Annotated in this window: 4 protein-coding genes; all 4 read right to left on the reverse strand. The window is 32.5% G+C overall.

Annotated elements, in window-relative coordinates:
- The coding region (locus A9G23_RS04610; RefSeq protein WP_141674915.1) for a hypothetical protein at positions 1-1,237 on the reverse strand (1,237 nt) is incomplete at its 3' end.
- 183 nt (positions 1,238-1,420) lie between these two features.
- Positions 1,421-1,972, reverse strand: coding sequence for a hypothetical protein (locus A9G23_RS04615; protein WP_065586505.1), 552 nt, complete (start codon positions 1,970-1,972; stop codon positions 1,421-1,423).
- Between the two features lie 277 nt (positions 1,973-2,249).
- Positions 2,250-3,008: a hypothetical protein gene (locus A9G23_RS04620; protein WP_141669939.1), complete on the reverse strand. Its 759-nt coding sequence runs from the start codon at positions 3,006-3,008 to the stop codon at positions 2,250-2,252.
- Positions 3,009-3,018: 10 nt separating this feature from the next.
- The coding region (locus A9G23_RS04625) for a glycoside hydrolase family protein (RefSeq protein WP_176700599.1) at positions 3,019-4,878 on the reverse strand (1,860 nt) is incomplete at its 5' end.

Raw genomic sequence — 4,878 nt, forward strand, 5'->3', positions numbered from 1 at the left:
CTTTAGTCAACTTTTCCGATGGTGATTGTTGATAATCAGCAGGAAAACGGCTTATTTCTCGTCTTAGTGTTTCAAACCCTTTCGCTTCAGGGGAGTCCTTTGCTTTACCTACACGGCTTAAATATGCATCTAATTTTGCTTCGTCACCTGTTTGTAAATACGCTAATATATTTTTAGCATTTTCCGTCATTTCGCTGTTTAACGCTTCCCATTTCGGCATTTTGCCTTCAGCATCAATTTCACTATACCATTCGCTTTCGTAATTGACTAATAAGCGACTTAATGCCGTAAATAACATCGGTTTATCTGCAATACCTTTAAAACTTGCTTCTTTTATACTGGTATATATTTTTGTTTCAACAGGGTATTGCTTATCAAGAATAGATAATGTTTCTTTTATTGTTGGTTTATATTGCGATAATGCATGGTTGTCTTTATTACGTTTTAACGATTTGTCTGCGTCAAGGTAGATTTCTTTTAATGTGGACGTTTCTTTTATCTGCATAAAATCAAACCAATCCCAACAACTGACCCGCTTAGCACCTTCACCATTCACTAACACCCAACCACTTCTTTTTCGGTTTTTATCATCAAGTACATCGACTTTTAACCACAAGTTACCTTGGGCATCTATTGCTCGATTGTCGCTTAGTGATAACTTTGCATCATTCATCTCAACCCGTAATGCCGTGCCCACAATCAGTGTGCTACTGGGTATATTACTCGCTTGTAAAGGATGCTTAGTCCAAGCCGCCGTGTTTTCAGCTAAAGACAACTCCCCATTGGGTTTGGCTACTTTGGCAATAGCCGCTTCATTTTTTATCCATAATGTCTTTATCTCAGTTTCTGATGACTGTATTTCAATTTGTAACCAAGCCACCTTCACATCTTGACTCATTATATTGATTTTGCTCTTTGCATACGGTTTACCCACTGTCGTATCCGATGCTGCTTCTTTTTCCAGTAGTTTGACCTGTTTAGCTATACCTAAAAAGGCTTTATCTTCCTCTGGGATTTTACTCGCTTCTGCTTGCGTTTGAGTAATATAACTTGGTAAATCTTCACAGGTGAAACATTCAACATGTAAATGAGGGCAGAATTCTTTATCTTTTGACCCTTCTGGCAAAGTGTCTATATCAATATACTTACCATCTTTATCGGTTTTTTTAGTAATACCTTTATTTTGGTTATGACCTATATGCCCCACTAAATCACCCGCTTTAATCCGATTCGTCAAAGCTCTTTAACAGGAACGCTAGCTTCTGCTTCTTTTTTAATATCAATACTATTTGTCATCTTTTTCATATTCCAATCCTCTTTTACTTTTATCGTAGAGAATTTTCTACTTTTTGGCTGTACTATTTTAGGAGATAGCTACACTTGCCTAACCAAATTTATATAAGAAAATGTTAAATTCTTCTTATTTATTGTTATAAGTTTTATCAAGATATTTTTTTACCTCATCTGCTGTTTTATATTCGAAATGAACTTCTTTCCATTCTAGTTGCCCTTCAACTCCCCAAAAATTATTATCAGCGAAATCTCTAGCAGATGCTATAATATGTTTTCTATTGTATTTATATGGATAAATAGTGTAATCATCAGTATTAATCCCGCCTCCTGTATGTGTTCCATGCCTTTTAATCATAACAAATAAGAATTTTTCTTCATTAATTTTATGAAAGAAAGTAGATATAACTTCCATATTAATTTGTTTTTCATTTTTTGAGGAATAAATAAGATCTGCACCTTCTACATAGTAACGATCAATAATTCTTTTATTATTTCCACATACTAATACAAAATTTATTGGGTAATCTAAATCAGTCGTTCGTTCAAAATAGAATTGTCCGTTATGACACCATGATAAGTTAAAAGGACCATGTTCAATACGATTTTTCGATTCTTTAGCTTGTATTGGAAAAATAATAAAAGATGTTAGGCTAATTAGTAATATAATAAACTTCTTCATAATTTATCTTTCCTGCTCTATTTCAATGATTGATGCAATCCTATTAAAACGTGTTTTCCGATCCTCATACCCATTTTGACCACCATTAATAATGTGTGTCACTTGTTGAACTGTGCCTATTTTTGCTAATTGTGACAAAAGAATATTTTGGTTGTTTATTTTTCCAATCTTAGTAGTCCAATAAACAAAAGCTGATTCAATAGCATATTGAATAGAACTTGTAAGTAAATCAGGATTAGTAATAACATCTTGAATATTGCCATGATTAAATTTTCAACTAGTAAGGTGTAACTAATGGCATATATTCATGTAATTCTCTAGCATGTTGATACATAATATCCATTAAACAATTTTCATCCTTACATAGCTCTCTTTTTTGAATAAATTTTCTTTGATTATTATAAATTTCTTCAAAATCTTTCTGATCATTATTGTAGTCATAATATTTTTTTATATTGTAGTAAATGTCATGAATACTTCTGTCCAATCCTGAAAGATAAATATTTTGACAGATCAGTTTTTCAGATGATTTTCTAGCTATTGAACAAGAAAAACTCGGTTCAATATTCTGATGTTTTATTCTCTTTATTTCTAAAATTGAATCATATGTATTTATTATTAAATACTCGTTAGCATTTTTTTCGAAAAGTGTCCACGTTCTATTGATATTAGGACAAAAAATATCTATCTGGTTTATTGATTGTTTTATATTGATGTCAAAAGATTTAGTTGTTAATATTTCATTATTATTTTTTGCCATTTTCCTATTCAGGATGTCGTCAAAATTGACAACAAATTTATTTATATTATAACTTAAACAAGTTTCTATCTGATCACCAGAATATATATTTGTTTTAATAACATTTTCTTTCCATTGAAATATTCTATTAAGATAAATTGGATCATCATAAGATACTTTTTTTGTGTACACAGTATCACTAATATATACTTTAGATACAACCCAATTATCATTTAAATTTGCTTTTATTGAGAATGAAAAAAGTAGAATAACTAGTATAAAAAAAATACGAAACATATTTTCTTCCTTAATAAATTTTAGTCGCATATATGCCTTTTTCAAATATTTCTCGTTCTTTTTCTCTTCTTTTTTTTAAACCATCTAAAACTTTACCTCCAGATTTATTGTACTGCTCTAAAACATCCATAGCTTCTTTCTTTTTACCTTCATTGATATATTTTGCTAAATTACTATCACTCTTAATTGATCCAATATTGTAGACAAAAGAAACTAAAGCATCATATTCATGTTGATTCAAATTAATTTTTATAGTTTTATCAACTCTATTTTCATAGTCGGGAATTATTTTTTTTAATAATAATTTTTCTTGTTCCTCTGTTAATGAGATAACATCTTTATTTTCAGTTATAAAAGAATTAATCTCTGTTTCTTTTTTTAAACCAGCAGCATTAGAAACTTTTTGAGCTATATCGGATGAAATACCTATATCTAAAAGATCATTCAAAATATTTTCTGAACTTCTTTCTTTCATATCATATCCAGGACCTAAAGTAATACCACTTCCTGTTCCCGGCCAGTGCAACTTATTAGAAACATTTTTTCGAGCTTCTGCTAAATAAATAAAATTCAATCCTGCTTGTGATGTTTTTAATTTATTATTAACTTTTTTATAAAACAAGATTATCATCGCTACAGGATGAATAAACCACGCCTTGCCATCAGCGCTAAGCGTGGCTGGTGGGGTGGTATCTGCAGGGGGAGTTGTGGTATCCGTTGTCTCGCCATTTTCTGGGGGCGTGTCGTTTTGTTGGTTTAACTTCGATAAGCCTTTAGCCACATCATCCCACCATAACATCTTTTTTATCTTCTCTTTGGTCTTTTCCCAAGCTGTTACTTGTTTTTCTAATGCTGCCATTTTGGCATAAGATTCAAACTGCGCTTTAGTCAACTTTTCCGATGGTGATTGTTGATAATCAGCAGGAAAACGGCTTATTTCTCGTCTTAGTGTTTCAAACCCTTTCGCTTCAGGGGAGTCCTTTGCTTTACCTACACGGCTTAAATATGCATCTAATTTTGCTTCGTCACCTGTTTGTAAATACGCTAATATATTTTTAGCATTTTCCGTCATTTCGCTGTTTAACGCTTCCCATTTCGGCATTTTGCCTTCAGCATCAATTTCACTATACCATTCGCTTTCGTAATTGACTAATAAGCGACTTAATGCCGTAAATAACATCGGTTTATCTGCAATACCTTTAAAACTTGCTTCTTTTATACTGGTATATATTTTTGTTTCAACAGGGTATTGCTTATCAAGAATAGATAATGTTTCTTTTATTGTTGGTTTATATTGCGATAATGCATGGTTGTCTTTATTACGTTTTAACGATTTGTCTGCGTCAAGGTAGATTTCTTTTAATGTGGACGTTTCTTTTATCTGCATAAAATCAAACCAATCCCAACAACTGACCCGCTTAGCACCTTCACCATTCACTAACACCCAACCACTTCTTTTTCGGTTTTTATCATCAAGTACATCGACTTTTAACCACAAGTTACCTTGGGCATCTATTGCTCGATTGTCGCTTAGTGATAACTTTGCATCATTCATCTCAACCCGTAATGCCGTGCCCACAATCAGTGTGCTACTGGGTATATTACTCGCTTGTAAAGGATGCTTAGTCCAAGCCGCCGTGTTTTCAGCTAAAGACAACTCCCCATTGGGTTTGGCTACTTTGGCAATAGCCGCTTCATTTTTTATCCATAATGTCTTTATCTCAGTTTCTGATGACTGTATTTCAATTTGTAACCAAGCCACCTTCACATCTTGACTCATTATATTGATTTTGCTCTTTGCATACGGTTTACCCACTGTCGTATCCGATGCTGCTTCTTTTTCCAGTAGTTTGACCTGTTTAGCTATACC

The organism is Gilliamella sp. App4-10 (assembly GCF_001690495.1).
Taxonomy (GTDB): domain Bacteria; phylum Pseudomonadota; class Gammaproteobacteria; order Enterobacterales; family Orbaceae; genus Gilliamella; species Gilliamella apicola_G.